This is a genomic window from Sphingobacteriaceae bacterium GW460-11-11-14-LB5, from assembly GCA_002151545.1.
Taxonomy (GTDB): Bacteria; Bacteroidota; Bacteroidia; order Sphingobacteriales; family Sphingobacteriaceae; genus Pedobacter.
This window is the reverse complement of sequence record CP021237.1, coordinates 1,693,288-1,718,221: the sequence shown is the minus strand read 5'-3', so window position 1 is coordinate 1,718,221 and position 24,934 is coordinate 1,693,288. Positions and strand designations below refer to the sequence as shown.

At 40.2% G+C, this 24,934-nt stretch carries 18 protein-coding genes; 7 read left to right on the top strand and 11 right to left on the bottom strand.

The genetic code is table 11. The features are described from left to right. Positions 1–7: 7 nt before the first annotated feature. Together CA265_06910 and CA265_06905 are read right to left on the bottom strand one after the other, a co-directional pair. Positions 8–184 carry a DUF3606 domain-containing protein gene (locus CA265_06910; protein ARS42908.1) on the bottom strand — a complete coding sequence of 59 codons (177 nt, stop codon included), beginning with the start codon at positions 182–184 and terminating at the stop codon, positions 8–10. A gap of 103 nt (positions 185–287) precedes the next feature. Continuing rightward, positions 288–1,499, bottom strand: coding sequence for a hypothetical protein (locus CA265_06905; protein ARS39395.1), 1,212 nt, complete (start codon positions 1,497–1,499; stop codon positions 288–290). 301 nt (positions 1,500–1,800) lie between these two features. Between CA265_06905 and CA265_06900 the strand changes: the two genes are divergently transcribed. After that, a complete protein-coding gene (locus tag CA265_06900) occupies positions 1,801–2,025 on the top strand; it encodes a hypothetical protein (GenBank protein ID ARS39394.1) in 225 nt (74 codons plus the stop codon). 19 nt (positions 2,026–2,044) lie between these two features. On the opposite strand, the gene CA265_06895 is transcribed toward CA265_06900, so the two are convergent. From CA265_06895 to CA265_06855, 9 genes are all read right to left on the bottom strand, one after another. Further along, positions 2,045–3,181, bottom strand: coding sequence for a serine hydrolase (locus CA265_06895; protein ID ARS39393.1), 1,137 nt, complete (start codon positions 3,179–3,181; stop codon positions 2,045–2,047). Between the two features lie 64 nt (positions 3,182–3,245). Further along, positions 3,246–3,650 (bottom strand): glyoxalase, encoded by a 405-nt coding sequence (locus tag CA265_06890; protein ID ARS42907.1) that lies wholly within the window; start codon positions 3,648–3,650, stop codon positions 3,246–3,248. A gap of 259 nt (positions 3,651–3,909) precedes the next feature. Continuing rightward, positions 3,910–4,251 carry a hypothetical protein gene (locus CA265_06885; GenBank protein ID ARS39392.1) on the bottom strand — a complete coding sequence of 114 codons (342 nt, stop codon included), beginning with the start codon at positions 4,249–4,251 and terminating at the stop codon, positions 3,910–3,912. 458 nt (positions 4,252–4,709) lie between these two features. Further along, entirely contained in the window at positions 4,710–6,143 is a 1,434-nt protein-coding gene (locus CA265_06880; GenBank protein ID ARS39391.1) for an RND transporter, read from the bottom strand. Next, complete coding sequence (locus CA265_06875) at positions 6,136–9,306, bottom strand: hydrophobe/amphiphile efflux-1 family RND transporter (protein ID ARS39390.1); 3,171 nt, start codon at positions 9,304–9,306, stop codon at positions 6,136–6,138. The genes CA265_06880 and CA265_06875 overlap by 8 nt, the downstream gene beginning before the upstream one ends. Before the next feature lie 24 nt (positions 9,307–9,330). Beyond that, positions 9,331–10,413, bottom strand: coding sequence for an efflux transporter periplasmic adaptor subunit (locus tag CA265_06870; protein ARS39389.1), 1,083 nt, complete (start codon positions 10,411–10,413; stop codon positions 9,331–9,333). A 686-nt stretch (positions 10,414–11,099) separates the two neighbouring features. After that, complete coding sequence (locus tag CA265_06865) at positions 11,100–11,558, bottom strand: hypothetical protein (protein ID ARS39388.1); 459 nt, start codon at positions 11,556–11,558, stop codon at positions 11,100–11,102. Between the two features lie 41 nt (positions 11,559–11,599). After that, complete coding sequence (locus CA265_06860; protein ID ARS39387.1) at positions 11,600–12,814, bottom strand: hypothetical protein; 1,215 nt, start codon at positions 12,812–12,814, stop codon at positions 11,600–11,602. A gap of 26 nt (positions 12,815–12,840) precedes the next feature. Further along, positions 12,841–14,220, bottom strand: a complete 1,380-nt coding sequence (locus tag CA265_06855; GenBank protein ID ARS39386.1) for a hypothetical protein — start codon at positions 14,218–14,220, stop codon at positions 12,841–12,843. 477 nt (positions 14,221–14,697) lie between these two features. Between CA265_06855 and CA265_06850 the strand changes: the two genes are divergently transcribed. From CA265_06850 to CA265_06825, 6 genes are all read left to right on the top strand, one after another. Next, positions 14,698–17,430 carry a hypothetical protein gene (locus tag CA265_06850; GenBank protein ID ARS39385.1) on the top strand — a complete coding sequence of 911 codons (2,733 nt, stop codon included), beginning with the start codon at positions 14,698–14,700 and terminating at the stop codon, positions 17,428–17,430. Further along, positions 17,423–18,442 carry a hypothetical protein gene (locus tag CA265_06845; GenBank protein ID ARS39384.1) on the top strand — a complete coding sequence of 340 codons (1,020 nt, stop codon included), beginning with the start codon at positions 17,423–17,425 and terminating at the stop codon, positions 18,440–18,442. The genes CA265_06850 and CA265_06845 overlap by 8 nt, the downstream gene beginning before the upstream one ends. An 869-nt stretch (positions 18,443–19,311) precedes the next feature. Further along, positions 19,312–22,227, top strand: a complete 2,916-nt coding sequence (locus CA265_06840) for a hypothetical protein (protein ARS39383.1) — start codon at positions 19,312–19,314, stop codon at positions 22,225–22,227. A 26-nt stretch (positions 22,228–22,253) separates the two neighbouring features. Then, positions 22,254–22,946 carry a hypothetical protein gene (locus tag CA265_06835; protein ID ARS39382.1) on the top strand — a complete coding sequence of 231 codons (693 nt, stop codon included), beginning with the start codon at positions 22,254–22,256 and terminating at the stop codon, positions 22,944–22,946. A gap of 38 nt (positions 22,947–22,984) precedes the next feature. Then, on the top strand, positions 22,985–23,929 hold the full coding sequence (locus CA265_06830; protein ARS39381.1) for a hypothetical protein: 945 nt from the start codon (positions 22,985–22,987) through the stop codon (positions 23,927–23,929). Between the two features lie 18 nt (positions 23,930–23,947). Further along, the gene (locus CA265_06825; protein ARS39380.1) at positions 23,948–24,928 is read left to right on the top strand and encodes a hypothetical protein; all 981 of its coding nucleotides are present in this window, start codon (positions 23,948–23,950) and stop codon (positions 24,926–24,928) included. Positions 24,929–24,934 lie beyond the last annotated feature (6 nt).

Below are 24,934 nucleotides of genomic sequence, written 5' to 3'. Positions count from 1 at the left end.
CCAGGTTTTACTTTTTTAAATAATTTTCCACTTCACGGGCAGAGGTACCAACTGTTTGCACCACGGCTTTCAGTTTATCTTTGCTCACCCCAAATTTGTTAGACCAATAATCCAGCTCATAACCTTCGTTAATGTTGATCTTAGCCCGATCAGCACTACCGTTTTTTAGTTTATCATCCATAATTATTTTGATTAGACGGTTATAAAACAGCCCAATAACAAAAAAGGTTTTAACAGCCATTTTTTACAAACGGATATTAAAACCTTAAAAAAATAAAATTTAAATATTAATCTACAAACGCAGTAACCATCTCTGGTTTGGTTTCTTCCTCATATGCGAACTTATTCATGGTGGCCATATTAATGACCCTTAACCACACCAAAAAATAAGGAAAGCTAATGATCGCGAGCGACAAGGGATGGGCTTTTGCAAAGGATGGGAACAGCAATAACGGGAAATTGCAGGTAATGACGAGTAAAACGGGTAACAAGACTTTTTTCATGGCCTTATTATTTTCTTTAACATACCAGATGCCCACGCCTATTACTGAAATAATAAAAGTACAATCTTCAGCTCCGGTACTAAATAATACTGGAAACAGCATCACTGAAGACAGGATCATGAATTGAAACTTAGCTTTCGAAAAACTTGCTGTACGACTAAAAGGCAGCATAAATATCAAAGAACCGATGATTAAAAAGAGAGAATTGGATATTCCCGGCTGATCAAAAAGCTGCCTAAAGAAACCCATAATCGAAATATCTATTCCTTCACCTGAAACATTAAGCATATTTTTCCCGATCAGCGAGTTTTTCCAATCGATATAACTTTGTACAACAAAATCCGGATCGGCCAATAACATCGGCAGTAAGAATATCACTATCGACCACATGATTAACCACAAAACAAAAACAGGCTTTTTCTTCGCAAAAAAGAAGAATACTAAACCTACAATACCATAAAGTTTAATAAATGTACCCAGCACAATACAAAGGGCAGACCATATTCCTTTATCTTTATTTATTTGCGTATAACTTAGTATCATTAAGGCCGCGGCACCTGCATTAAACTGCTGATTCAGCATCGATTCTATTAAACAGGGAATGGCAATATAACCGATAATAACTTTTTTATCCTCGCTTAAAGGTAAAGTTTGAACAGCTTTAAAGAGCAGGAAACAATTAAACAGGTTCCAAAAGAGTAAGCCAACCCAGTTATGCATTAAAGCAAAGGGCGCCATTAAAATACTGAAAACGGGGCCGTAATGATTGGCATCTTCGTGATAAGCCGGATAAGGGGCGTAAAGAGATTTTTCCTGAAGAAGATTCCTGAAGGTATTCTCAAAAATGAGGTAGTTATTATACCTGTGTGTTGCCCACGAATCGATCACAAAAATAAGTGTGATGAGTACCCAAAGGAATAATACAAAACGATTGTCCTGATAAAATTTTTGACGCGGAGATAGACCGGGAGTGTCAGGTATGGGATGGCTTAACATTTGTAAAAATTATATTACAATACAATAATAAATATGTTAAATGACAAAACCAAGTGTTTTTGTAAGGAAAATGTTACTCTTTTTTAGGATAAAAATATCTGCTTTAAATGACACACCTAAATCGATTTTCAAGAACAGTTTGGCAATTGGTTTAAGATAAACATTCGATTCCGATCCAAATCGTTAACTATTAAAGCCCTTGTAGCTTTATATTTGACAATCTTTTGGCAAAACTCCAAAACCAAATCAGAATTAGCGGTGTTTGTAATCACATATTAACTAACCAAAAAATCGGTAAAAGATGGAATATCAAATTAATTCGATGAATGCCAGAAAAGAGTTTATTGAGATCGCTGATGAGCAGGATCGCAATTATTGGGCAGCCAGATTAGGCATTACAGCTGAAAAATTAAAATCGGTAGTTAAAGCGATCCAGAGCATGGAATTTTCTATTGTAAAAGAATATTTAACAATGGAAAAAATTAAATCCGGAAATGCTTATCAACGTTTTCTTAACCCTTCATAGGTTTAAAATTAATTTCAGTTTAATTAATAAAGGCCTGATATAAACTATTGATAGCCGCCCTGCTAAAATCAGGGAAGCCATCGGTATAAGTGGCGTTTATACCGTTTGTAATGATAACGAAGCCAAACTTTTCTTTCGGATTAAAAAACATGGTGCTGAACAGGCCATAAGCTGAACCTGTATGTCCTTTCAGTTTTACACCTGGAATAAGCTGGTCAGCAGTCCTGATGGCAAGGCCATATCCTTCCTCATCAGTTAAGGCAGTCTGCATCTTTTTTGCACTCTTTTTACTAATGATCTGCACACCATTTGATCGACCATAATTCATGTGCATGATCATGTATTTAGCTAAATCAGTTGCCGAAATCTTCATGCCCCCTGTGGGTGAAAAAACAGGTGTACTATAACCCATGATATAATTTGCAATTTCTGCCCTTCGTGGCGCATATGCCATTGGTGAGAGTGTATAAGTCTTCGTATCGGCATGATACTCATATAAATTAACAAAACGTGTACTATCTAAAGAATCGACGCAATAACCGGCGTAAAGTCCTAATGGTTTCAATACGTGGTTTTTCACATAATTATCAAAGCGTTCACCCGATTTCTTTTCGATGATGGTGCCAATCAGGTTAAAATTCAGGTTGCAATAATCAAATTTGCTTCCAGGAGCATAATCGTTATAACATTTGGCCCAGTTTGGGTTTTTAGCCGGATTAATCACATCCAGGTTTAAATAACCCTGCGAATCGTTTAAACTTGAAGTATGTGACAAAGCCATTTTTAAGGTAATTTTGTTATCTGGAAATTTTGGGTTCCTGATTTTAAATCCCACCAGATCACCAAAATCATCATCTAAAGAAATTTTACCTGCTTCTACCAGTTGCATAATGGATGTTGCCGAAAAAGATTTAGAGATCGAAGCAATCCTGAAAATATCCTGCTCGGTTAAAGGCTTTTTATTTTCTAAATCTTTTAAGCCAAAAGCATGGGTATAAATGATCTTGCCATCTTTAACCACGGCTACAGCAGCTCCTACCGCACTAAATTTCTCCATGATTTGCCTGAAATCTGCTTCAGCTTTTTCATTTTGCGCTTTTGATTGCGTGATTAAACCAACGATCAGGATAAATGCATAAAAATATTTAAGTTTCATAGCTTATGGGATAAGAAATAAATAGAAATGTTTTGCTAAAACAAAGCACTGCGCTACCGGAAATTTATCTGGCATCGTTTACTTCCAGCCAATGTCCATCGGGATCTTTAAAATAAATCTGCTTTACGCCATCTACGCGTAATGTGATTCCTTTCTCTTTCCCGGCCCAATCCTCAAAGCTGATATTTTTGGCATTCAGTTTTTTTACAAAATCGTCAACAGATGGAACACTGAAACATAAATGTCCGTTTTTATCGAAAACTTCATTTCCTTTTGCACCCTGGATTAAATGTAATTGTCCGGCTGAGCCTAAACTAAACCAGGTATGGCGGTTATCTTTAAAAGGTTCGGGAATGATTTTAAGGTTGAACACACTTTCGTAAAAAGTGGTTGCTTTGCTCAAATCAGCCACATAAACTGCAATATGATTTAAAACAGCAGGTAAATTTTCGATTTTATTTTGCGCCATGGCTTTCTGAAAAGTGATAGAAAATAAGATGATGGTAAACAGGAAGATTTTTTTCATGTTTAAATATCAAATTTATAAAGGAATAATTTTAATAAAAGTTAAACATTCTTTCCTGATCTTTCCTATTGTATGGACTCATTTCTGTTAATTTACATTTGTTTTTAGCGTCGTTCTCTAGATCGATCGTCATGCTACGGAGGCTCCCCTCATTCTAAAAAAACTATCGAGTGTCGACACCAATATTTATTTATTTTCCGCTCTATGCCGCGGCGGCATGGTACTTTGGAGCGCCAAAGTACCCAAAACGCTTTGTCAATCCAGCAATGAGCCGTTTGCACAATCCCATGCACATCAAAAAAACAGCGGCACTTCGTTTTGTGTTCAATATTTTTTTTTTAAAAAAAGTTAAATCATCGTTAGTGAACACAAAACCACTGCGTTTCAGGCTTGTTAGTACTAATTGACCTAGACAGCACCTGTTTTTTTGATTTTTCCGGCTCTTGGGATTGACAGCGTACTTGGTTAAAACCCGTGCTTTATTAAAGTTGGTTAGCATTATGCCTAAACTATTCTTAAAAAAGATGTGTCCACACGGTAGCATATTTCGGGAGATAAAAAGGATGTACACCTAAATAATTTTATGTTTAATACCAGAGTTGGAAAGATCCTGAAACAAGTTCAGGAAGACGCTGTGAGAAGAAAAAATCAACGCGTTTAGTCTGCGATCTTCTGAAATAGGTTTAACATAGAAATCAGTAAGGGCCCTTCAACTACATTACCATTGACAGGTTTAGAAAATCGGTCGTCATCTCGACCGGAGCAACGCGCAGTGGAGAGATCTTTGGTCTATGTTAAAAGATCTCTCCACTGCGGTCGAGATGACGATTTATCTTAACCTGTCATCCAAGTCCTTTGTTTTTTTTCTAAAACTGACCGCTCAGGGTGACAAAGTTTTATCCATAGCAACAATGTGCCCTGTGTTAAAACAAAAAAAAGGCTGCTTCAATAACCCTAAGCAGCCTTAACAGAAATATAACGATATGAATTGTGATTATTCTTCTAATTCCATCCCCCACCAAGGGCGTGATAAATATCGACTACAGCATTTAACTGCTGTTTTTTGGTTTCGATCAACTCTAACTTCGATTGCAAAGCATCGCGCTGGGTCATCAATACCTCAAAATAATCAGCCCTTGCCGATTTAAACAAATCGTTAGAAATATCGATCGACTGGGTTAGTGCAGTGACCTGTTTCGATTTTAGATCGTAGCTTTTTTGCAGGTTACTGATCTTCGACATCTGGTTGGCCACTTCTATATAACCGTTCAGAATCGTTTTTTCGTAATCGTAAACGGCCTGCAATTGTTTTGCATTTGCGGTTAAATACTCCGCTTTAATGGCGTTGCGGTTAATTAGCGGTCCAGCCAAATCTCCTGCTAATGAATAGATTAAAGATTCTGGCGTTCTTAATAAATACGATGGATTAAATGCCTGATAACCAATAGTTGCCGAAATACCCAAAGAAGGATAAAACTGAGCTTTAGCCACTTTAACATCTAATTTAGCCGCAGCGAGTTCTAACTCCGCCTGTTTAATATCGGGTCGGTTGGCTAATAATTGTGAAGGTAAACCTGTTTGAACGGTTGGTGGTACCAGGTCAGTAAAACTCGATTTATCCCTTATAATGAGCTGAGGAAAACGGCCTAGCAGGAAATTAATTTTATTCTCCGTTTCGGTAATGTTCTGTTGAATATCGAATTCCAGGCTCTTAGAGCTTAACACTTCAGCCTCAAATTTACGCACGGCAAGTTCGTTAACCCTACTGGCCTCTTTCTGGATTTTCATCAGTTCTAAGGCGTTTTTCTGCAGCTCAATGTTCTTTTTCACCGTCTCTAACTGATTATCGGCAGCCAGCAGCTCGTAATATGAATTTGCAACCTCCGCAATTAAATTGGTTACTACGAAATTTTTACCTTCTACTGTCGCTAAATAATGACTTATAGCTCCTTTTTTCGCATTGCGTAATTTGTGCCAGATGTCGGCTTCCCAATTGGCTTGCAAACCAAAAGTATAATCCGGCAATATTTCAGGAACTTCTTTGCCCGGTGTAATTTCTGTTGAAGCATCGCCGGCACCCGAACTGGTGTAACGGCCAACTTTATCCAGACCAGCGCCAACACGGTAGTTTACACTTGGCAAGAGCTCTCCTTTTTTCGCTTTGATTTCGTTTTTCGCAATTTCGATATCCTGCAGCGTAATATTCAGCTCCTGGTTATTTTTCAATGCTGTATCGATCAGGTTGACCAGATTTGGATCGGTGAAAAACTTACGCCATTGTATACTGGCTGTACTTACAGTATCCTGCGCGCTACCAAAGGCCACAGGAACATTTTTATTTTCGGTGCGTTGGGCCACTTCTGGTAATCTACAGGCAGTATATGCGGCGCATATCAGCACTAAACCAAGGCCTTTATAAATATTATTCTTAAACATTATCTTCTACTTCTTCAGTTAATGGATGTTCTTCTTCAATTTTGATCAGCTTGTGCCTGGCTGCTATTGTTCCAAATACATAATACAATCCGGGAATAATCACCACGCCGAAAATGGTACCGAAAAGCATACCACCGGCAGCAGCCGAGCCAATCGTTCTGTTACCGATTTTCCCTGGTCCGGAAGCAATCATTAAAGGAATTAAACCTGCAATAAAGGCAAAAGAGGTCATTAAAATCGGGCGGAAACGTACACTTGCACCTTCCATTGCTGCTTTTAATACCGATGCACCCTGGGCATGCCGTTGTGCAGCAAACTCCACAATTAATACGGCGTTTTTGCCGAGTAAGCCAATCAACATCACCATCGCCACCTGCGCATAAATGTTGTTTTCCAATCCCAATAATTTCAGGAACAAGAAAGCGCCAAAAATACCGGCAGGTAAAGAAAGGATCACAGAAAGTGGCAGGATAAAACTTTCGTATTGGGCTGCGAGCACCAGGTAAACGAACCCTAAACAGATCAGGAAGATATAAATAGCTTCGTTGCCTCTTGATACTTCATCTTTTGAAATACCCGCCCAGTCGATACCGAATCCTCTTGGAAGTGACTTCTTGGCAACTTCAGTAATGGCTTTGATGGCTTCACCAGAACTGTAACCAGGAGCAGATTGTCCGCTGATTTCCGAGGCATTGTACATGTTGTGTCTCGTAATCTCAGATAAACCGTACACTTTCCGCATTTTGATAAAGGCCGAGAAAGGCACCATTTCATCGCGGTCGTTTTTAACCGAAAGTTTTAAAATATCTTCTGGTAAGGCCCTGTACTGAGGCAATGCCTGTACAATTACTTTATACTGGTGATCGTATTTAATAAAACTGGTTTCATAATTACTCCCTACAAAAGTTGATAGCGTATTCATGGCATTATCAATACTCACCCCTTTTTGTTGCGCAATATCGTTGTCGACATCTAACATGTACTGAGGGAAACTTGCACTGTAAAAAGTAAATACCGATGATAGTTCTTTACGTTTATTCAGCTCTTTTACAAAATCGTTGGCAACAGTTTCCATTTTTTTATAATCGCCGCTACCTGCCTTATCGAGTAAACGAAGCTCGAAACCGCCCGCAGCACCATACCCAGGAACAGCTGGTGGCTGGAAAAATTCGATGGTTGCACCTGGAATAGATTTGGATTTCTCTTCAAGCTCCTCAATAATCTCTACGGCCGAGTGTTTACGCTCGCTCCAATCTTTCAGGTTGATTAAACAGGTACCCGAATTCGATCCGGTACCTTCTGTTAGAATTTCGTATCCGGCCAGAGATGAAACGGATTTTACACCATCAATATCTTCGCACATTTTCTGCAGTTTCTCTGAAATCTGATCAGTACGTTCTAAAGTAGATCCCGGAGGGGTTTGGATAATGGCGTACACCATCCCCTGATCTTCATTCGGAATAAAACCTGATGGCACACTTCCACTTAATCCCCAAACACCTAAACAAAAGGCGATCAGGATTCCAAAAGTTAAGATCCTGCGACTTACTACCTTGGTTAATACCAGTTCATATTTACCCGAAAGTTTAGCAAAACCATTGTTGAAACCGTCTAAAAAGCGATCGATAATCGTTTTCTTTTTCTTCGATCCATGATTATTCTTCAACATGATGGCACATAATGCCGGGGTTAGTGTTAATGCCACAATACCCGAAAGGATAATTGCCGTTGCCATGGTGATCGAGAACTGACGGTAGAAAATACCCACCGGCCCCGACATAAAAGCAACCGGGATAAATACCGATGCCATTAAAAAGGTAATGGCGATAATTGCCCCACCAATTTCTTTCATAGCCTGTTGCGTAGCTTTCAGCACGGAGAGCTTCCTGTTGTGCTCCATCTTGGCATGCACCGCTTCAATTACCACAATCGCATCATCTACCACTACCCCAATGGCCAATACTAAGGCGAACAAGGTAATCAGGTTGAGCGTAATACCGAAGAACTGCATAAACACAAAGGTTCCGATTAAGGATACCGGAACAGCGATAGCCGGAATGAGCGTTGACCGCCAGTCGCCAAGGAACAGGAACACCACCAAACCCACCAAAATAAAGGCTTCAACCAGGGTGTGAATCACTTTTTCAATGGAGGCATCCAGGAATTTGGAAACGTCGTAACTTACTTCATAATCCAACCCTTTAGGAAAAGAGCTCGATTTGATCTCGGCCATTTTCGCTTTCACATCTTTAATTACCTGACTGGCGTTACTACCATAAGATTGTTTCAATACAATAGCTGCTGAAGCCTTTCCGTTTAAGGTAGAATATAAATTGTAAGCAGAAGCACTAAAATCTACATCTGCCACATCTTTTAAACGCAGTAATTCGCCATTTGCACTGGCCCTTAGCACCACATTTTCATACCCTTCTTTGGTACTAAAACGTCCGGAATATTTTAACACATATTCGAAAGCCTGAGAGCGTTTACCAGAACTCTCGCCGGTTTTACCCGGAGAAGCTTCTAAACTTTGCTCATCCAGTGCTTTCATCACTTCATCCACAGAGATTTTATAGGCCTGCATACGATCTGGTTTAAGCCAGATCCGCATGGCGTAATCCCTATCACCCAAAATATCGGCAAAACCTACACCATCAACCCTTTTCAACTCAGAAAGCAAGTTGATATCGGCATAATTATACAGGAAATTCTGGTTCATTTTAGGGTCTTTACTGTACAAATTGATGTACATTAACATGTTAGACTCCTCGCGGGTGATTTTTACCCCCTCACGAACCACTAAAGGAGGAAGTTTGTTGGTAACAGCCGCTACACGGTTCTGCACATTGAGCGAGGCCTGATTCGGATCAGTACCTAAGTTAAATACCACCTGAATAGAGGCTTCACCGTCGTTACCGGCATCAGAAGCGATATATTTCATGCCCGGTACACCGTTGAGTGCACGTTCGAGTGGAATAACCACCGATTTGATCAACAATTCGTTATTTGCCCCTGGGTACTCTGCCGTAATATTAACTTTAGGCGGCGAAATAGAAGGGAATTGTGTAACAGGCAGGTAGCTGATGGCCAACACCCCAAGAAACACAATGATAAGCGATATGACAATAGAAAGGACGGGCCTTTGTATGAATTTACTAAACATAAAATAAGTATGGAGGGTGCTGGATTATTCTGTTTTCAATCTTAATTGTTTCATCACTTCCTGAGGCTGCTGAAATTTGAAAGCGATTTTATCATCATCTTTAACTTTCTGCACACCTTCAAGCAATATTTTGTCGCCGGTTGTGATGCCATCACCTACAATGTATAAATCAGGAAGATCGCCTGCGATGGTGATTGCTCTGGAATGTACTTTATTGTTTTTATCAATCACAAAAACATAAGTTTTATCCTGAATATCATAAGTAGCCTTTTGCGGAATTACCAAGGCATTTTTTAAAGGCACTACCATTTGGATCTTGCCCGTTTCACCGTTTCTCAATAGGTTATCAGAATTGTTAAACCTGGCCCTGAAAGCGATGTTTCCTGTTTCGTTATCAAATTCGCTTTCAATTACTTCAACTTTTCCTTTCGATTTCAACAACTCATTATTCGCCAATAACAGGCTAACTTCCTGCTGCCCCTTTGCTTTTGCTGTACTTTGGTAGTTCAGGTATTCTGGCTCTGAAACATTAAAATAGGCAAAAACCTGACTGTTATCTGAGAGGCTGGTCAATAATGCACCTTCATCAACCAAACTACCCAGTTTTAAAGGAATACGATCGATGGTACCCTCAAAAGGCGCCCTGATTTCGGTATTGGATAAATGAAATTTGGCCAATGAAGTTTCGGCATTTGCCGATTGCAGCTTGGCTTTAGCCATAGCCAGTTCATTTTTAGAAACGATGTTTTTATCAGACAATAGTTTCGTGTTTTCTAATTCAATTTCTGCCGATTTTGTTTCTGCCTGTGCTTTTAACAGCTCAGATTGTGCTGCTTTAGGCATAATCTTAAACAACAGCTGGCCTGCTTTTACATGCTGACCTTCATCTACATAAATATTTTGGAGATAACCCTTTTCCTGGGCCCTAACTTCGATATTCCGAACAGATTTAATCTGCGAAACATATTCTTTGGTAAACGAAGTATCCATTTTTAACGGCGTGGTTACCGCATAAGTAGCTACTTCTTCTTTTTCTTCTTTCTTCGAAGTACAACCCGTTACGTAAAGCAAAGTACATAAGCCTAAGCACATGACAACTCTTTTCATCTTTTTTTGTTGAATGGTTTTAATCTGATTTATTTTTTTTCTAATTAGTTTCCCTTGGCAACCAATTTATGATGAAAAGTAGCCTACAACCGATGTGCAGATACCCAATTGACTTCAATAAATTATGGTTACGCAATGATTTAATTCGAAAGCGAAATAAATACAGATTTATGAAGTTATAATGAAGTTGAACTTCAGGTTTGGATGAGCGAAATTGTGTTTAAATCAAGCAAAAGATGATTTATTGATACAACCAGCACATTAAACCTACTTTTTTGAACGGATTGTTAATTAACAGAAAGATTTAGATAGAGAAATTACGATTTTTAATACAATGGCTCCGTCCCAAACCATTTTTGAGTAATTTTCAGAATGAAGAATAAATTGGATTTATTGACGATAAGCTTACATAAGTTAACCTACAAACATCATCTTTATATAAAAATGAATACGAATGACAGTGAATTTTAATGAATTGAATTAATACATTTTTAAGGAATCGTAATCTAATAAACTATAAGATTCCCGCCTGCGCGGGAATGACGATCATTCTATTAGGGTCTGTCAATGATAGCGGACCCGATGGATTACTGGAGCACAGGGCTGCTAAGCGATCAGGGCTATTTAACATTAGACCAGAATTACATCAATAATCTTAATTTCTTAATGATCCACAACAACCAAAATCACTTACGCCAGTAGCCCTTAATTACGGAGAAAAGATAGACCAGAATTACCCAGCCAGCCATCACAAATTTAGGCCATGCGATAAAATCTGTTCGCCAAAATTCATCCAGATTTCCCGGGTGATGAAAACTGTGGAGTAACCTGATGTTCTCAATAACATCAAGTGCGCCAATCAAAAATGCCAGGAATAAATTAAGCCGCAGCAATTCATTTAGCCAGCTTGTTTTTTCTCTTTGCATCTGCGCATTGGATAAAGTCATGATCAGCAGCACATATACCAAAATAAACAGAAAATCTAGGTGTGTATTCTTTTGAGCCAGGTTTAAAAGTGTCTGGTCGCCATAAAGCGTATCGCTCCAAAGCCCAATAATTTCTACTCCTGTACCTTTATTGGCAAGCTCTAAGCTGACAATTCCTTTCCCACTAAAGCGCTGAAGGATGTTTCCCTGAAAGGACATCACAGCACAAACGATGATCAATCCTAAAATCAATATCTTTTTCATCGCTGGCCTCCTTCCTGTTTTACCACTTCGATAACTGCACTTCCGCTTTTATTCGGATAATTTATACAATGGATAAAGGCTGCTGCTGTTTTTTTAAAGTGAGCAGGTAATGGATGCAATTCATCTGTCCAACCGTTTTGACCAACTGACCCTCTTGAATCGATATGGAATACCCGATTCTCCCCTAACATTTCGCTAAAAACGCGACCGATATCGATCATCATTTCGTTAAAGAGATAAATCATAGCATAAACAATCTTTCGCTGATCTTCCGGATTGTAAATTCCCCTGAGTTGTAAGGGTGTTTTTAGCCATCCGCCATGGCCGAGAAAAGTTCGTGCAAACAACCGGTACCATTTGAGTGGATTATATCCGGCTATCTTTTTATCACTGGGAATGGCGTAATCGTAACCTTGTGTAATAATCTGTATGCCCGGGAATTTCCCGTTTTCACCTTTTCCTTTACCTCCGGTGAGAATTCCATTTATAATAAAGTAATACTGAAGCTGAAAAAAAGCCAGCAAAGCATAAAAATCTTTAGATATGAACTGGGTGCCCCGCTTAAAATCTGCTGGATTATCGGGCGCCTTAGCCGCGTTCTGATACAGATATTTAGCGAATTCACTATTTTCAAATTCATTAGAGTCTCCTTTATGGGTAACCATGGCTGCTATCCTTCGGTTTCCAACCAGGTCGTTTCCTCCCCCACTAATGATAAATACATCCGGTTGCAGCGTAGAAAGCTGTTCGACATATTTTTTGGCACTTACCATATTCATCAGCCAGTCGCCTCCTGAGGCCAGGCTATAAACCGCCATATTCTCTTCCATAGAAACCCAGTCGATCACATCGCTCAAAAGAATGGGGTAATTAAACCAAGAATCGCCCTCTACTACCACCACCCTGTTTTTAAGTCCATTATGTTTGGCCGTATGTTTACGAAAGTTATTTTTTACCTTTTTGATAAAACGGGTATTACGCTGACTGTTTTTCAATGCATCTACTTTAGCCATAACGGGTTCCAGTGCCGCTATTTTCCGTACCTGCTCCAGATTAAGGTCGTAGATGTGTTGAATAATTTCAGAGAGATCAAACTCATTAATTTCAGGCCGCAGTTTAATGAGTTCGCTAACCGAAATTTTGTTATTGAGCAGTTTACCGATAAGCTCTTTTTTTATCTTAGGGTCCATGGTTTCAAGATCGTTGTTCATATCATTTTCTTTAGGTTAATGTGTGATTACCTGAAATTTTTCTCCATAAAGCTGAGCATATTCCTGCTCATAAACTTCTCTACAATTTCCGCTCCTGATATGAGGTTGCCTGGCATCGACATGCTGTAATCTGGATTTTCAACAAAGGCATTTGCATGAACAAGAAGTCTGTCTTTGAGCAATCCAAAGTCAGCAGAAGTCCATATCCCATCAATAGGATTAACAATACCATCATTATCGCTCCCCAAACATTGGATATCCCAGGCCGGAAGTCTATTGATATCAAGCAGCACCGCCATATAACGGATCTGCCGCCACACAAATAGTGCCGCATGGAGCAAGATGGCCTCTGTCCCAAGGTGCTTTCTAAAGAGAGCAATTTCATGACTACTGGCAATACGCCGTTCATCTAACTGTATCCCGAACAGCCCTTCACTTTGCCCGATACGTACAATTTCGCGATCAGAAAAGTTGATATCTGCACTTAAAAACCAATTGTAAGCATATTCGTCGCCACATATTGCACCATGGCTAACGATTATGGGGATGTGCTCATTTTTATATTCCTCGTCTAAAAGTTCGAAATATTCTTTTCTGGCCGCAACGCTCATATGTTTAATGTCGATCAGGATTCGCTTACCGTTTGTTTTAGCCAACAAAGCCCTGATCATATCCTTGCCCAATGCATTGAGACCTGTTCCAAGCATCACACTTTGATTGGTGATCAGTTTCACAGAAAAATCGGTTAAACTAGCTGCATGCCCGCATAAACCATTATAAAAATGATGGGCAAAAGTAACAAACAAAGGGCAGTGTGGCCATGCTTTTACCTTAGCCAGGTTATCCATTAAACTTTGTTTTACCAAAGGATCATCGCTTCCCACATCCTCAAATCGATTGTAAAGCGCATGCATCCCTTCAAAAGATAATCCAATGTACACGGTATACACCTCATCATCGGTGCTCTGGGCGATATGCTGGAAATCAATTAATAATACATACCTAAGTTTCTTCGATCCAAAGGTGAATACCCTTCCATCTAAAGCCTTTAAAAAAGCATATTCATTTTCGAGGTCGGTAAAATACCCATTGTTTTGATCCTGGATATAATGTATGCGTTCTTTTCCAATGCCAGTAACCAGATTTACACTATCTGTAACCAAATCACCAGGTAAGGCATTTTTCCGCACAAATCCTTTTTCGAAAGGATAAAGTGAACAGAAAACAAGTCCGACGCCTCCTTGTTCAAGTGCCTGAATACCTGCCTGGGGAAAGCTGGTGATACCTAAAATTTTATTGAGAATCTTTTTAACAAAGGGCGGATTACCATAGTAATATATGCAGTCTTTTACCAAAGGGTCTGCACCAGGTATCCTATCGGGAAAGCTACGTCCGTAAGGTTTCATCGAAGGATGGCAATGTAAATCTGCAATGGAGATATTCATGAGCTGAAAGGTTTTAGATGAAATACGCCCTAAGGCACTGCACAAAATCCGCTTGGGGATATACTGGTAACATTAATTCAAAAGAAAACAGCACTTAAACGGCAGATAACGTGACGCTTCTACATTAAAAGTGAACAGTTATCGAATACGTAAATATAACGGAACAGCTGATAGATTCCAATACCCGCTACTGGGTATAAATCCATTTGTACCGTATCGAAAAAATACCGTAAATACCGGCTATTGGGTATTTGCATTCTGCACCACATTGGTTAAATTGGCCTAACCAATACATACTACTGTTATGCCTGACGATAACTTAGAATAATGCAGGAGACAAACCGGAACAGACCGTTGTTATTCGTTATCATGCTGATCAACTTTCAGTCACAGGCATCATTAAAATTTAAACTCTAACGCGCTTAAACCAACAACTAAATGAAACGCAGAAAATTTATTCAGGACTTAGGAATTGGCTTGACGCTCGCTGGCGCAGTTCCTTCAGCAGTTTTGGCAACCAGCTCTCAGGCGAAGAAGGAGGATGATATTTTTGAATTTTTAACATCCTCTACCTCTCCTGCAGTGGTGCATGCAAATTTTATCTCACTATTAGCATGGTTGAAAAACAATCAATGGATTGCCTATCTTAAAAATATCACAGGCATTGAACTCGATGAATTGGATACTGAACTTGCCCATAAATTGACACAGCCCTTCCAGCCCATCGGTACTCCAACAGGATTTGAAGATTTTGCAGGGATGTGTTTGATTGAAGCTGGCCGCCCTTCGATGAGTTTGTTATACCATGCACTGGCCAGTCCACGGGTACGTCCAACTTTGGATGGTGTCCCATTTACTCCTGCACAATATCCCTCACTCCAGCAAATTGATCAGCTGGAAGATTATATTTATTCGTTACAGACCTTTAAATACCCGTTAAACCAATTACCGACAGGTTATGTGCTGGCCATGTTTGCCTACGAATACCGTCCGGCGTATAAAACACCCGATAAAGCACCCTATGCCGATTTGGTTTTTTCGAGAACGGGTATTTCGAGAATCGGCGAATATGGCAAAAACTATGATGCCGAAAAACGTTGTTTTATTAATGCCCCATCTGACGGCATCGATCAGAAAGCAATAGCAGTAACACCATCAAGATTTGGGCTTTTCATTGCAAAGGTTGTTCCTTGCAGGGCAGTCAAACTTTACAGCGAAGAATCTGATGATTATAAATTATTCCGGCAACGCAGCTTCTTACAGCCCATTCGTAAGGTATTTAACTCAGACCTATTAATTAACGGCGGGGAACTTGTTTTTTACGAGACACACCTGAACGAAAAACTACGAAAACTGGCTGTTAGCAAACAGGTAGACATGTCTGCTGCTTACCGAACCAATGAAGCCCCATTTGTTCGCAAAAGCAGATCGAGCAGTGATGGAACTTTACAACCTGCAAGCAACAACCAGTTGGTTGATCTTGAAAAGCAGGGTTCTTCTTTGCTGGTAAGTTCTTTTCCTTCCAAATTATTATCAGTTGCCAAACAAGATGGATTAATTGTAAGCATTAATGTAAAACCGAAGCAAGGTACAGGATTAAGGTCTGACAGAAGATATACATCGCTTAAACTTTTGGAAAATAAAAATTTAAACATCCTTGACTACATCCTCACGGAGGGAATTTATCCGAGTTTAAAAGCCACCCGGTTTAATGCGCCCAGAAATGTTCCCATGTTTTTAAACATCAGGAATAAAGTCTCGGCAGATTCCCGGCAATATAAAAATATGGGCGCAGGTACCAGTAATTTTGAATCTGAAATTAAAAATGGCAATTATAAAACCGCCTTATTTGAAGACAATATTTGTGAAGGCAGTATTTCCTGTAAGATAAAGGGAAGCCCGGCGGTAAACCTCGACGATAAAATCCTGCCGGCATATTCGCTTGTTGCTGCACCAGATTTCTTCCCTTTTGCCGATAGTTACGACCTGACTAAATATGATCAAACTGACACCAGCTTTTTAGAAGGTGGAATTGAAAATTTGAGTTATTGCCGTCTTCAGCCAAACCCATCCATTGTAGATCCTGTTAACCAAAGCAAGCCTGCATTTTCGGCTCAGGAAAACCTTAATGCCTATCAGCTTCAACATACCATGCTGGCCATCGTATCTAGTGCGGGAAAAACCTGTAATGCCAACTATGAGGGTGATGCGAAATATCAATCACCTGAGTTACGTGATTATATGGCCACCAGTTTTCTGCCCGATACCGCAGCTTTTGTATTTGCCCCAGGCTGGGAAGCGTCCTATTCTTCTCCGGATAATGACAAAAATCATCCCTTTCTCGCCACATTTGGATTGGGTTCGCCCTTTCCAGAGGATATGAAACTTTGTGCGGCAGCCAATGGCATGTGGCCTGTGGCTTCGCCCGATGCGGCGAGAACATTTCAAGGTTCCTTATCGGCATTGCCTACCCCACAAAAAAAAGGACTTCATTTAACCGATACAACCGTTCCGCCTACAGCTATTCCGTTACTTGATGAGGAAATCGGCATCCATCAAGGGCATCCCGGGCTTTTTGACCCCAGAACGAAGCTTAAGGAATGTTATGGCTGGGATGGAGAACAAGGTCCTTTTTTAGAATATACTAAGGGTAGTTTCCAGATCAATTTTACCGATATCGGGCGAGCTGACTATGTAGAAAACCTGCTAAATCCTGCCGTTGGATTCAACATGTCCTTAATCAGAAATATGGATTGCCAGGAATTGATGGCCCGTATAGAATGCCTTAGAAAATGTAAAACCGCTGTGGAGGGCAATACCTTTCGATTTTCAAAACACTGGCTAATTAGTGCTGAAAAAGTATCCGATTGGGGCACGGGCGCGCTTGGAATTGGCATACCTGACAATCTGATTGGCCTGTCGAAACAATGGTCAACACAGGCAAAAGACGGCATTCAAGGCAGCGGGTATCTTTATTTGTTCGCTCAACCGCAATATGATAAACAGGATGATCCGCAAACTTACCATTGGGTAGCACCTGATAGCAAACGCAGAAGAATGGGTTTTGACTACCTGGTTATTTGTCAGGTTACCCAAAATCGCTTAGCCTGGTGTAAACTCCTCCCTAAAGATCTTGGTGGCCAGCCTCAACTCAATTGGAAGTATGCCTGAAAAATGTTACGATGTTATTATTATTGGTGGAGGCACCGCAGGTATTTCTGCGGCCATACGCTGTTTGCAACAGGACTTGACCTGTGTGATGATAACCAAAGATATCACCAGGCTGGATTATCCTTTTCAGTCTACACCTGCTGAGAGTGTTCATCCTGGCCTGGACACGATTATGAACATGCTTTCTGCCCATGAAGCAATTACTTTAAATGCCAGAGGTAGTTATACCCGGATTTATGACGGTGAATCTTTTCAGGAATTGGGGCGGGATGAAAATGGCGCCTGGACCGGAACTCATATCGATAAACCTGGATTTGTAAAAAGCCTTTTTGCGGTTGCGCTTTCTTATGGATTAGCTACCATAACTGATGAAAAGATCAGAACCATCAGAAGGGAAAAAGATTATATCGAGGTAAGCATGTCAAATGGAAGCCAGATCAGATCGAGATTTATGATCGATGGCAGCGGTAAAGAGCAGCTGGCAGGCAAGTTATTTAAAATCAGTAAAACCAACTTTTCCAATCCAATTATTTGCTGGAGCGGACTTAGCCGGATAAGCGATAGCAAGCTGATGGCCAGCTTAAAAACATCTTTCCAGAAAGATAGGCAGAACTGGCTATGGCTGGCACCAGAAATTAATCATTATTGCACCTGGACACAGGTATCATCTACTAAAAACAAAGTCTACGAGGTTCCGGCAGTTTTATCGAATGCCCTGCTGGTTTCTCCAATTCAAGTGCATAGCATGCGCTGGAGATTATACGATCAGGTTTATAGCAATCGCACTTTCTTATGTGGCGATGCAGCAGGACTATTAGATCCTTCATCTGGTCAGGGAATATTGATGTCTGCAATGTCGGGCATTTTTGCGGCCGATACGATTGCCGGCATTTTGAGCAAAGGACATTCAGAAAGCATTGCTAGTGCGCATTACCAGCAATGGTTCCGGCAGATTTTCCGGAATAAGGTCAGCCAGTTAAATCAATATTACACCGAAACGGTTAATGGTTAAAAACATGATCCTTAACATTTAGACAACAGTAAACTTACATTAAAGGATTACCTTCGTTAACACAAAACCAGCCTTTCTTTGTTTCGATAAAGATTAAAGCGGCACAACATGGAAAACGAAATACAATCTGACAGGGATATCCAATGTGAATTCCTAAATATTTTTAAATTTATCTGGGCAGCTTGCGGAATAGAAGCCTTAGATGAAACGCCCAATACGCCTGAGCCGGACAACACCAACTAAAATTAATCTTCAATTAAACTGGGGTGAATTATACCTTGTTACGTCAAGAAATTTCGGTTTGACTTTTTAGCGTGAACTAAACAAAACTGATCAACTACCAACGCAAGATCATTATAAACCTTTGGTTTATTCGAAATGAAAATTAACAATCTGGGCTCGAAAAATGAGCTCATATTTTCTTTTAATTTTCCAGTTTTTATAAAAAAAATCATTTTTTCTCATACAAACGCTTTCCGCTGTAGTTTTAGACTTGCTACAGCATCATAATTAATTGACTACAAATCAGTTACCCATCAATCAAATTCTAATAATCTAAAAGAAGATAATCGGTTTTTAATTAAAGGTGTATCAGTAGAAATACAGGTGCTAATTTTTATGCAAAAAATGCCTTTAAACAGCTTTAAAGTGCATTAAAAATTAATATTGAGGGTAATTTTTAGTGCATTTTTTTAATTACTTTCGACCAAAGAACCCAACAAACTGACACATTCGAACTACACGATAAATCAAACCTAACCTACATAGGCAAGTGATTTATTATGCTAAAATTTATTAAAACGCCATCAGCCTTTAATGAATGATTAGGTCCATGTTAAGCAACATATGGGTTTAACAACAGGTTATTTATGATTAAGGCTTTTCTGCTGTTTTTATTTAACGGGTTACTGGGATTAATATTGCTATGCTCAGCAAATATTGCATTTGCGCGCCATGAAATTAAAAGCGTAACCAACGCGGGCTTTAGCAATTTACCAATCCCTTCTCCTTCAAAAGCTAGTGCCAGAACCATAAAAAACTTACCTGCAATTAGTTACACTAAACATTATATTGCGCCTGCCCCCTGGCAATATTGGAGTAAGGCCAATGAAATTGTGATTACATCAGATATCGGAACCGTTACCGGAACAATATATAAAAGCGACGGTACTGTTGTTACCACTTTTACCTGTGTGCAGGGAACGCCTTTTGTTTATCGCTTTACCGGACTACCTAAAGATGTACCTGCGCATCAGCTAAACACTGTACTAACCGGAGCCGGATTAATAGTAGAAGCTACCGGATCTATTTCAGTGAATTTAAGAAATGTAGCATCAGATGATTTAGGAACTAATGGTACGGATACGGATATTAAGGGTAATGCCTCTCTTTTCAGCTTTGGTGATGCCGCAATCGGAACCTCTTTCCGCGTAGGTTACTATAGGAATGGTAATCTTGCCAGTACACATCCACCGATCTATAGCATTATGGCTACCGAAAATAACACGATTGTTAAAATAGCTGGTGTAGCAAAGGCAACATTAAATGCCGGACAGAGTTATTTATTTACTGCGCCTATGGGAACTTTGGTAGAATCTTCAGGGGCTGCTGTAATGAATACCGCTGCAGATCTGGATGCTCCCGGAGGCTGTGGAGATGGTGCATACAATCCAATTCCACCAATAGCATCACTAGGCCGGGAGTATGTAGTGGTTAGAGGCGAGGGTAATTCAACTGCCGAGCAAACAACAGTGATTGCAACAGAGGCTAACACCGTGGTTACGGTTACCAGTTTTGACCTTAACGGTACTCAGAAAACTACCACTAACTTTACACTGGCACAAGCTGGCGATTTTAAAACATTCGAGCATGGTTTTGTTTCCGGAACCTATAGCGCGGCAAATCCGCCGGGCATAAATACAGGGAGGTATTCATCTTCAAGAATTGAAGCCACTAAAAATGTGGGTGTATTTTCAGGTACAGCTGGTATTTCTGGCGGCGGTGGTTGCGAGGTAGATGTTGCTACTTTGGTACCAATATCCAGCTGTTCGGGATCTAAAAAAGTTGAAACCAATAAGTTTACCGATTATAACAATAGTGATTTATCTTATTTTGGTTACATCATTACAAAAAGCACGGCCAAAATCTACCTCACAACCCAGTTTGGTACAACCAATTATACCAATACTGATATTGAAAGTATAGCAGGTATAGGAAACCGTAAAACACTGGGAACTTCGGGCTTATATTTAATCAGTTTTACAAAAGCGGATATTGGCTCACCAAAGGCAATCACCATTACCAGTGCAGAGCGGCTCACGGTTTCGATGGTGCAACAAGGTGATGGATTCTCGATGTCGAACTTTATTTCCCGTTTCCCTGAAAAGGGCGATCAACCACTGGTATCTCAAACCAATTGCGCATCAGCAACTCTTATAGCAAATCCCAATGCTTCCAATTATCAGTGGTACCTTAACGAAAGCCCGATAAATGGAGCAAACTCCAATACTTATGTAGCTAGTGCTTCGGGTAATTATTCGGTTAGTTATAGTTTAGATTGCGGACTGAGTGCACCTTCTCTACCCTTAAAGGTTTCCCTTTGTAATATCGACCGCTCTATTACTAAAACGGTTGATGTAGCTTATCCGGAATTGAACAGCAATGTCGTATTTACGCTTAAGGCCGAAAATTTAGGTAATGGTAATGCGGTTGGAGTATCGGTTAACGACCTGCTTCCCAGTGGTTTCACTTATGTATCTAGCGTAGCGCCATCAGGCACGAGTTACGATCCTATTTCAGGTATATGGACCATTGGCGATTTGGCCAGTAATGCCAGTATTTCCTTAAGCATCACCGCAAAAGTTGTAACAACAGGAACTAATATTAATACAGCAACGATTACTGGCTCGCAACCCGATCAGGTAACCAATAACGATCAGAGCTCGGTGAGTACCATAACTGGTTCTAAAGATAGAGAAGTTTGTGTGGGTACAGCCATAGACGATATCATCATCAATATTCCATCAGGCTCAAACGGTATTCAAGTTACAGGTTTACCAACCGGAATAACGTCGAGCTATAATTCATCTACTAGAAAACTTACCATTTCAGGCACGCCAACTACAGCAGGTCCGGCAATGACTTATACGGTTTCCAACACTACAGGAACTCCATTCACTACAACGGGAAAGATAACCGTAAACGGAAATGTAAGCAGTCCGGTTTTTAATAATGGATTAACGGATAAACGTTGTACGGGTAGCGGAACTGATACTTATGTTGCAACGGCAACAAATGCCACAAGCATCGTTTATTCCATATTGCCTTTAGCGGCAGGTATTATAGATGCAAACAGTGGAAAAGTAACCTGGGATAATACATTTACAGGGACAGCCACCATAACGGCTACCGCAAAAGGCTGTGTGGAGAAAACAACCGATTTTATCGTCACCGTAAGTGCACTACCCAACTTAACCTTAGGCAATGATCCTGAAATATGCCAGGGTTTTACCACTTCATCGCTCAGTTACACCAATGCATTAAACAACCCCACAACCTATAACATTAGCTGGAATACGGCAGGTTTTGATCCGGTTAACAACCAGCCTTTGCCCGCAGGAAACATTCCGATTAGCATCCCTGCAAATGCAGCATTAGGGATTCATTCTGGCATATTGACCATTAAAAATCCGGCGGGTTGCAGTACGCAAATTAATTTTAACATTAAAATAAATCCAAAACCATCAGCACCACATGTATTGGTGCCCACTTCATCACAATATTAATTAAACAAACAAAAAAAATCGTCCCCATGAACAATTCAATTACAAAAACAATTTTAGCGATTACCTTTCTGTTAATCTGCACATTTTCAACAGTATCGGCCCAGGTATTACCCACCACAAGTGGCGTAAGTTTATTTTGCAAAGGGTCTGACCTTACTTTACCTGCTGCACCATCCGGAGAAAACTGGATTGTTAAATACAGCGCAACGCAAACCACCACACCCAGTACCGGTATTACTTTAGTTTCGGGAAATAAAATTGCGGCAGCCGATTTAAACACAGGTTATTATTATTTAAGTTCTAAATCAACCACACCAGGATCTTGCGAGTCAGAATTACAGGAAATTCCGGTGTATGTGCTTAAACCTTTAGTGGTTGATTTTACGCCAGCTAATTTCTGTCTTGAAAGTCCATTAGCCCAGGTTGGTGCAGTGACCAATCCTGAAGATCCAACGATTACCTCACTGGCCTATCAATGGTATACCGTAACCGGCGGGGTAGAAACGGCTATATCAGGTGCTACAACAAAAGATTATACACCATCGGCGCCGGCGACAGTTGGAACAAAAACGCATCGCTTAAAAGTAGGTTATGTAATCAATGGCAATAAATATTGTGCACAGATGGCCGATCATGATGTTACGGTAACGGCTAAACCTGTAAAACCAACCATTACGCCAGGAACCATCACCGGTACAGCAACAGCAGTTACTTTCTAGGCTAAAGTTTCGTTCGTTTTCTGAAGATTATTGTTTCAATGAAGCTAAGGATATCCTCCTTTCTGTCATTGGCTTTGATGTTGTTTTTTATTCAAACAGCGATAAGCCAGATTGCTCCCAAAGGGCGGCAAAGCATTACGATCAGGCAAGGGTCGTCAGTGGTTTTGCGCGCAAATTCGGTTGGGGCAGCTTCGTATATATGGTACAAGGATGATGTGTTAGTGAACGGCCAGAATAAAGCAACACTTATTACGGCAACCGCTGGTATTTATAAAGTTGCTACGGTAAATAAATTTGGTTGTACCTCCGATATCTCAGATGAAATAGAAGTGATGGTATTGCCACAGCTTATTGCAGATGTAGCCATAACAAAGCGATCAGAATCAAAGATTGTCGTGAGCGATCAGGTTTTTGAGTATTACCTGAATGTTAGAAATAATGGTACAGATGATGCCACCCAGCTGGTGATAAAAGATGCACTTCCGGATAACCTTTCTTTAGAAAACCTGGCCCAGCCCACAGATGGAGTAGCCACATACGATCAGCTAAACCGAACCATCAACTGGAACATTCCGTTACTCGCCAATGGTAAGTTTGCCGAACTGATCATCAGGGTAAAATCTAAACAATCAGGAATGGTGAGTAATACCGCCACTGTAACGGCAACAGAATTTGATCCTAATCTGGCTAACAATACATCAACCGATAATAAAGAGATTTCAGGCTTAAGAATACCAAATGTTTTCACGCCCAATGGGGACGGCAAGAACGACACTTTTTATATTGAACACCTGGAATCTTTTGAATCGAACGAAGTAACGATCATCAATCGCTGGGGAAGTACGGTTTATCAATCCAATCACTACCAGAACGACTGGACTGCTCCGGGGCTAACAGACGGAACCTACTTCTACGTGGTTAAGGTTAGAAATGGAACAGCCACCTGGCAAGATTACAAAGGTTATGTAACCGTAATCAGGTAAATAAAACGAAATACAGACATGAACATTTTGAAAAGGATATTTTTTGTTTTGATCATTACGATATCAGCTGTTAAGGTTTTTGCGCAGCAAGATGCCCAGTTTGGGCAATATGTTTTTAATGGCATGTACATCAATCCTGCCTACACGGGCTACAAGGAAGAGCTTTACCTCCAGGCTTTTGCCAGAGCACAATGGACTGGTGTTCGGGGTGCACCACAAACGCTTTCTATATCGGCTGATGAAGCTGTAAATGATGAAAGCCTTGGCATTGGGATGATTGTAACCAAAGATAAAATAGGGGCACAAAATACGTTGAATGCATCGGCAAACTTTGCTTACCGGATAAAACTCGATCGTACTGAAACCAACATCCTTGCTTTCGGTTTAGGCGTAGGCGTAATACAAGCCTCTCTAAATGGCAGTATGTTAGATCCTATTGAAATGGGCGATAACCGCATCCCTACGGGATCAATAAGCCAGACCATGCCTGACATACGCGCTGGCATCCATTATTCAAATGAGAAGTTTTTTATTGGCTTTTCGGCAAATAACCTCTTATCAAAACCCTTATCGGTATTTGGCGATTATAATTCACTTAACGTAAAAATTCAACCGCATTTTTACCTCAGTGCAGGAGTGGCCTTACCGGTAAATGATGATTTTGTTTTTAAACCAACCTTTTTAATTAAAGACGATTTACACGGACCAACTTCGTTAGATTTAAATGCCTTTCTACTGGTAAAAGAGCGTTTCTGGTTAGGGGCAGTTTATCGCACTTCGGTAAAAATTTACCCGAAAGAGAACCTGCAGCGCGGATTAACCAGCAGAGCCGCCGTTGGTTTCATCAGCGAATTATTCATCAGATCTAATTTACGCATTGGCTATGGCTATGATTACAGCCTCAACAAACTGAGCAATTATGATTACGGATCGCACGAAATCTCAGTCGGTTATTACATCGAAACCAAAAAGAGCCGAAGACCAAAGTGTTATTTTTAGCGCTTA

Coding starts and splice junctions, on each gene's coding strand:
- CA265_06905 (ARS39395.1), bottom strand. CDS start 1,499: ATGTTAAGCCATCCCATACCTGACACTCCCGGTCTATCTCCGCGTCAA.
- CA265_06900 (ARS39394.1), top strand. CDS start 1,801: ATGGAATATCAAATTAATTCGATGAATGCCAGAAAAGAGTTTATTGAG.
- CA265_06895 (ARS39393.1), bottom strand. CDS start 3,181: ATGAAACTTAAATATTTTTATGCATTTATCCTGATCGTTGGTTTAATC.
- CA265_06890 (ARS42907.1), bottom strand. CDS start 3,650: ATGGCGCAAAATAAAATCGAAAATTTACCTGCTGTTTTAAATCATATT.
- CA265_06885 (ARS39392.1), bottom strand. CDS start 4,251: ATGCTACCGTGTGGACACATCTTTTTTAAGAATAGTTTAGGCATAATG.
- CA265_06880 (ARS39391.1), bottom strand. CDS start 6,143: ATGTTTAAGAATAATATTTATAAAGGCCTTGGTTTAGTGCTGATATGC.
- CA265_06875 (ARS39390.1), bottom strand. CDS start 9,306: ATGTTTAGTAAATTCATACAAAGGCCCGTCCTTTCTATTGTCATATCG.
- CA265_06870 (ARS39389.1), bottom strand. CDS start 10,413: ATGAAAAGAGTTGTCATGTGCTTAGGCTTATGTACTTTGCTTTACGTA.
- CA265_06865 (ARS39388.1), bottom strand. CDS start 11,558: ATGTCCTTTCAGGGAAACATCCTTCAGCGCTTTAGTGGGAAAGGAATT.
- CA265_06860 (ARS39387.1), bottom strand. CDS start 12,814: ATGAACAACGATCTTGAAACCATGGACCCTAAGATAAAAAAAGAGCTT.
- CA265_06855 (ARS39386.1), bottom strand. CDS start 14,220: ATGAAACCTTACGGACGTAGCTTTCCCGATAGGATACCTGGTGCAGAC.
- CA265_06850 (ARS39385.1), top strand. CDS start 14,698: ATGAAACGCAGAAAATTTATTCAGGACTTAGGAATTGGCTTGACGCTC.
- CA265_06845 (ARS39384.1), top strand. CDS start 17,423: ATGCCTGAAAAATGTTACGATGTTATTATTATTGGTGGAGGCACCGCA.
- CA265_06840 (ARS39383.1), top strand. CDS start 19,312: ATGATTAAGGCTTTTCTGCTGTTTTTATTTAACGGGTTACTGGGATTA.
- CA265_06835 (ARS39382.1), top strand. CDS start 22,254: ATGAACAATTCAATTACAAAAACAATTTTAGCGATTACCTTTCTGTTA.
- CA265_06830 (ARS39381.1), top strand. CDS start 22,985: ATGAAGCTAAGGATATCCTCCTTTCTGTCATTGGCTTTGATGTTGTTT.
- CA265_06825 (ARS39380.1), top strand. CDS start 23,948: ATGAACATTTTGAAAAGGATATTTTTTGTTTTGATCATTACGATATCA.